5 protein-coding genes are annotated in these 6,630 nt (G+C 45.2%); all 5 read left to right on the forward strand.

Annotated features, from left to right (window positions below; all coding sequences use genetic code 11):
- Positions 1-66: 66 nt before the first annotated feature.
- Positions 67-1,050: a GNAT family N-acetyltransferase gene (locus tag Q0R57_RS11330; RefSeq protein WP_294747576.1), complete on the forward strand. Its 984-nt coding sequence runs from the start codon at positions 67-69 to the stop codon at positions 1,048-1,050.
- A 101-nt stretch (positions 1,051-1,151) separates the two neighbouring features.
- A complete protein-coding gene (locus Q0R57_RS11335; RefSeq protein ID WP_294747580.1) occupies positions 1,152-3,449 on the forward strand; it encodes a carboxypeptidase-like regulatory domain-containing protein in 2,298 nt (765 codons plus the stop codon).
- A 128-nt stretch (positions 3,450-3,577) separates the two neighbouring features.
- A complete protein-coding gene (locus Q0R57_RS11340) occupies positions 3,578-5,647 on the forward strand; it encodes a DUF4842 domain-containing protein (protein ID WP_294747582.1) in 2,070 nt (689 codons plus the stop codon).
- Between the two features lie 164 nt (positions 5,648-5,811).
- Positions 5,812-6,222, forward strand: coding sequence for a methylmalonyl-CoA epimerase (gene mce, locus Q0R57_RS11345; RefSeq protein WP_294747585.1), 411 nt, complete (start codon positions 5,812-5,814; stop codon positions 6,220-6,222).
- 43 nt (positions 6,223-6,265) lie between these two features.
- Positions 6,266-6,630, forward strand: a 365-nt coding sequence (locus Q0R57_RS11350) for a carboxyl transferase domain-containing protein (RefSeq protein ID WP_294747588.1), incomplete at its 3' end; no start/stop codon positions are given.

A 6,630-nucleotide genomic window follows, 5' to 3' on the forward strand; every position in this document is an offset into this window, starting at 1 on the left:
TGCAAAGGTAATAATTTCTGGTAAAAATACGTTCAATTTAAGAAAGATTTAGTATTTTTGCTGCCGATGAGCGAACTGGCCATAAATATATATACCAGCAGCAACCAGTTGCCGCAGGGTCTCATGGAGGAAAACATCTTCCATAGTCCTACATTCTTCAAACTGGCCAAGCAAACCCCACGTCACAAGCCTTATATGGTTACTGTTGAGACAGAAAATGGTGCTATCGTTGCACAAATGCTGGCCTTGATACGCTACCACTCCTCGTTTTTCCCACCCTATCTATACAGACACTGTCGCATTATAGGCGAGGGAGTCTATTCACCACAAGCACCTCTAAGCACACAAGAGTTATTCAGCATGATGCTAAAGAAACTGACAGAAAAGGTAGGACGATGGACGCTCTATACGGAGGTCAGTAACTTGAGTAGTAAGATGTTTGCATATAAGGAGTTGCGTGAGAATCAGTTCTTTCCTGTAAGATGGGTCAGCATTCACAACTCACTTCATTCACATACTCCGGAAGAGCGCATCAGTGAGCGTATGCAGAAACGTATTGATGCGGCTTATAATCGTGGTGTTGTGACCGATGAGGTGAAAAGCGATAATGACTTTAAAGCCTTTATGCGTCTACTGCGTCATCACAACTGGCTGAAGCCTAAACGTTATATTCCTGCCGATGAGCTATTTGAGGGATTAAGAAAGAGTGAAGATGCGCAATTGTTCGTCACCCGCTATCATGGGCATATCATTGGTTGCTCAGCAGTAGTTTACAGTCAGCGACAAGCCTATCTATGGTATGCCGCCTATCGCCGCAAATCATTTGCCTTTGTTCATCCTGACATCCTTACCATCTGGCACACCCTGAAGACAGCCCATAACCGCGGCTTCGAGCATATGTTTTTCCTGGATGTAGGACTGCCGTTCCAGAAGAATGCCTTCCGTGAATTCATTCTCACTTTCGGCGGCAAACAGACCAGTGGCTACCGTTGGTTCCACTGCTCCATCGGCTGGGTGAATAGGCTGTTATCATGGTTTTATCGCGACTGACACATAATAAAACGTCCCTTTCTGCGTTATATCCTTTGATGAGACAACTCACCATACGATATACTCTTGTTCTCGCCATGATGATGACGAGCATTATTTGTATGGCCCAATCATTCACACTAAAAGGCAAGGTAATTGACGATGAAGGCAATGCTTTGGAGTTGGCCACCGTATCGTGTCTGGAACAAGGTGCCGTCACGATGACAAACCTCAAAGGCGAGTTTCAGCTGACACTCCACACTGCCGACTCGGTTGTTGTCAAGTTTTCTATGGTGGGCTATCAAGAACGCAAACGCGTACTACGTAATCCACGAACCACCCAGACCATACAGATTGAACTACACAGCAAGAACGAACTGGGTGGCGTCACCGTTACTCAAAGACGTCGTCAGACAGACCAGATGGAGCATCTGGACATTAAAGACATCAAAGGGGTGCCCTCAACAACCGGCAATGCAGTAGAAGAGCTGATTCAACAACAAGCCGGTGTATCTACCCATAATGAATTGTCGAGCCAATATAACGTTCGCGGTGGTTCGTTCGACGAAAACTCTGTATATATAAATAATGTAGAGGTATATCGTCCATTACTTATCAGAAGTGGACAGCAAGAAGGACTATCTGTTATCAATGCCGACATGGTTGAGAATGTGAGTTTCTCAAGTGGCGGATTCTCAGCCAAATATGGCGACAAGATGTCGAGTGCACTGGACATCACCTACCGTCGCCCCGAGTCATTTGAGGCTTCGGCAATGGCTTCGCTCTTAGGCGGCAGTGCTTATGTGGGTACATCTAACAAAAAATACTCGATGAGTCATGGCTTGCGCTATAAGACCAACCGCTATCTATTGGGATCATTGGAGACTACTGGCGAATACCGACCCAACCAACTGGATTATCAGACCTATATCACCTATGAGCCTAACCGCCGATGGACTTTGGAGCTATTAGGCAACATCTCTGAAAACCACTACAACTTCAAGCCAAAGGATCGAGAAACATCATTTGGTACAATGAAAGATGTGAAGTCATTTAAGGTCTACTTCGACGGACAAGAAAAGGACATCTTTCGTACGCTTTTCGCCACAGCGGCCATCACCCGTCACATCAGCGACTCAACACACATCAAGCTCTTATGGTCGGCCTATCACACTAAGGAACAGGAACGTTATGACATCCAAGGACAATACTGGCTAAACGAAGCAGAAAGTGCTGAACAGTTGGGAGTTGGCACTTACGCAGAGCATGCCCGCAACTATCTGACAGGCAATGTGCAGAGTTTGAAACTGATACTGAACCGAAAACTGCAACAGCACGATATTGAAGCGGGACTGACCTATAAATGGGAGCATATCAAAGAACAGAGTCGGGAATACGAAATGCGAGACTCCAGCGGTTATTCCGTCCCCCACACAGCCAATCGGTTGGATTTGATTTATACACTCTCATCTAATAACGACATGAAGTCAAACCGTATTGAGGGTTATATACAGGACATCTTCCGTTGGCACAATGGAGACACACACTACACCTTAAACTATGGTGTTCGTTTCGCCCATTGGTCGTTCAACAAAGAAACCATCCTTTCACCACGTGTTTCTTTGGCCATCGTGCCAAGTTACAATCAAGACCTCACCTACCGTTTTGCAACAGGTTTATACTATCAGGCACCATTCTATAAAGAACTGCGTGACACAACCACTGTAGCTGGCATCACTGTAGCTACGCTAAACAAAGACATAAAAAGTCAAAGGTCATTACAGTTCATCGCAGCAATGGACTATCGGTTCAAGATGAACGAACGTCCCTACAAATTCACCGCAGAAACTTACTACAAAGCCCTGTCAAACCTCATTCCCTATAATGTGCAGAATGTGAAGGTGACCTACTATGGCCAAAATCTATGCACAGGCTATACAGCTGGCTTGGACCTTAAATTATATGGAGAGTTTGTTCCCGGAACTGATTCATGGATATCGTTTTCTCTGATGAGCACCAAACAAAAGATGAATGGTCAATGGATTCCCATGCCTACCGATCAACGCTATGCGTTGAACTTGCACTTTACCGACTACTTTCCTGGCACTGAACGTTGGAAGATGACCTTGAGGCTATCTTATGCCGATGGTCTTCCTTTCGGAGCACCGCACCGCGGACTGGACTCACAGAGTTTCCGTGCTCCAGCATACAAACGTGCCGACATTGGCATGAGTTATTTAGCACTACACAACTTTAAGGCCATTAAGAACATTTGGCTCGGAGTTGACTGTCTAAATCTCTTTGGCATTTCAAATGTTAATAGCTACTATTGGGTCACCGATGTCAGCAACCGCCAATGGGCCGTGCCTAATTATCTGACAGGTAGGCAAATTAACGGCAAAATCATCGTCGAGTTGTAATTCCTTTTACAAATAGGTCTCGCAATTATTAAAAAACCTTAAATTACTGTCAAGTTTTCACTCATATTACCCAAATCACTTAAAAAATGATTACTTTTGCAGTCAGATTTAACAAAAGTAATAAGAGTATGAAGAAAATTGTTTTATCAGCAATTGCAATTGCCTTTACCTTATGTAGTTGCACTAGTCATGATGAGGGTAACGTGAATGAGTACAATAATGCACTCATTAAAGAAAATGCTCAGAAGGTTTTCGGAAACATTGATGCCGCTCAGGATTGGAACTCTATCAAACAGGGTTCTGTCACCATTACGGCTGACGCTAATCTGGACAATATCGAAAAGGTTCAGATTTTGACTGAATCACCTTTCGGCAACAAAGATGCTGCTATTCTGAACGAAGCAAAAGTTGAAAAAGGCCAAAAGGTTACTTTGGTATATGATGCTCCCAATGTGTACGACAAGCTGTTTGCCGCCTGTGTAAGCAGCGAAGGCAAGTATTTTGTTAAAGTATTCAATATAGGCGAGTCATCTGTCAGCTTCAAGAGTACTGCTGCTGCCCGCATGACCAGGTCTGGTGAGAGTTATCCCACTGCTGCTTCTATCGTACTGGGTACTCCCACCCCATCATTCAATGCTCAGCGTGCCATCCAGTCGCTGGCTTCCGAGGACCACAAGGTACTGATTTGCGACAACGTTGGCGGTGGTACTTACAGAGCTTACGACCTATGGGCCGATGGTACATGGGCCAACGAGAAGATGTATGCCATTTCTGACGCATCTACACTCGGCAGTGGCTGGACATTTGAGAACGGTACCATCTATAAGGCTGTTGACGATGATGTAGACATATCCACCGTCAAGGAGATTGTAAATGGATTCCTCGACAAGTTCAATGCCGTCCACAAGACTAACGGTAAGAGCAACAACTGGGAGAACATCGTTGAGAGCACCCCATACTTCGTGCTGAACAAGAACTATTTGATTGCCACCGGTCAGCCTGTCACCATCACACCAATCCAGATGAACACCACCGAGGGTATGTTCAACTCGGTTTACTACTATTACTTCAACCCAGAAGTGACAAAGGACATGACAGCCGAGGAGGAGGCCAACTATATCAAGAAGCTTCCTAAGTACAAGGCTGTCAACGGATTCTCTAGCGATAAGTTCAAGAGGGAAAAGCAGTATCTTCTCCCCTATTATGGTGATGGTGTTCCCGCAGCAGGTGCTAAAGCTCAAGACATCAGCATTCCTGCAGGCTACAAGATTGGATTCCTGAACCAGAAGGCAAAGAACCCGACGTATCCTAACTACACCGTTGGCGATATGACTCCAGAGGCCTACAACTACTGTGGCAGTGGCTGCACATATAGTGACGGACGTCTGAACAAAGAAGTAAACCACATCATTGGTCATTTCTTCTCAGCTATCGACAATAATACTAGCCAGACCACCCAGAAGGTGTATGCAAATAGCACTCAAACTGCTACAGATAAAGGTTCTACCGTAAACGGCATGAAGTGGGATAGTCCCCGTGTGGCTATCTTCAGCGCTAATGACCATGCTTATATGTGCTTTGAAGACGGAGCTGACTGTACTTTTGGCGATATGGTTATTGAGATTACCCTTGGTGCAAAAGTAGAGAACGAAGTAATGACATTGTTTGGCGAGAAGTACACCATGTGCTTCGAGGACCGCTTAGAGAACGCTGACTATGACATGAATGACGTTGTCCTTCAGGCCGTTCGTCTGAACGAGACCAAGGTTCAGTTGTCGCTCATTGCCGCTGGTGCTAATGATGAACTTTGGATTAAAGGCCTCGATGGTTCTAATCTCGCAAGTAAAGAAGTTCACCAGCTGTTCGGCTACGGCAAATCTACGGTGTTTATCAACACAACGAAGGGTGGCGAGAAAAAAGCTCCTATCGTTGAAGAGTTTGACATTGCCAAGACTCAGAGCATCAGTGATTTCCTGAAGAAGATCACCATCAAGAACGAGTCTACGGGTAAGACCATCGCTATACCTACGAAAGCTGGCGAGCCTCCTTATGCAATTATCGTTCCCGTCGATTTCAAGTATCCTCTGGAGACTAAGGCCATTACCGAAGCCTATACAAACTTCAGCATCTGGGCAAAAGATGCCACAAGACCCGGTAATTGGTACTTGAATGGAGTAGAAGGTCTTATCTACGAGTAATATTATTGATAAGCATAGATACGATTTCCAACTATATGAAAGAGATTATTGCCAACAACAGCGCAATAATCTCTTTTATTTTATAAAAAAGCCAAAAAAAAGATTGGTATCTCACATATCTTTTGTAACTTTGCACCACATTTATAGTTTAAACTTCAAATAGTATGAATATCTCACACATTGAGCATCTGGGCATCGCCGTCCAGAGCATTGAAGAAAGCCTCCCGTTCTTTACAGACGTGCTGGGCTTAGAGTGTTACGCAACAGAAGTCGTAGAAGACCAGAAAGTAAAAACCGCCTTCCTGAAGTGTGGTGAAGTGAAACTAGAACTGCTGGAGCCCACATCACCGGAAAGCACCATTCAGAAATGGTTGGACAAGGGCAACAAAGGAGTGCATCATGTAGCCTTCTGCATAGAAGACGGTGTAGCTAAATCTCTGGCCGAGGTCAGCGAAAAGGGTGTACGCCTCATCGACGAGAAGCCCCGCAAGGGTGCCGAGGGTCTCAACATCGCCTTCCTGCATCCGAAATCCACATGTGGTATTCTGACCGAACTCTGTGAGCACCCAGAATAAATCATCGTAATAACGATATAACGTAATAACGCCAAATAAAACAATGAGCAAACAATTAGACAAGATTAAGCAACTCATCGAGAAGCGCGAACAGGCCCGTCTTGGTGGTGGTGAAAAAGCAATTCAGAAACAGCACGAGCGTGGCAAATATACTGCCCGTGAACGTGTGGAGATGCTCCTCGACGAAGGCTCGTTTGAGGAATACGATATGTTCAAGGAGCACCGTTGCCACAACTTCGGCATGGAGAAGAAGCAATTCCCTGGCGATGGTGTAGTAGCTGGTAGCGGTACTATTGACGGCCGTCTGGTTTTCATCTTCGCACAGGACTTCACTGTTCATGCCGGTTCTCTTTCTGAGACCATGAGTCAGAAGATCTGTAAGGTCATGGATATGGCCATGAAGATGGG

The sequence above is a fragment of the uncultured Prevotella sp. genome, from assembly GCF_946407605.1.
Taxonomy (GTDB): Bacteria; Bacteroidota; Bacteroidia; order Bacteroidales; family Bacteroidaceae; genus Prevotella.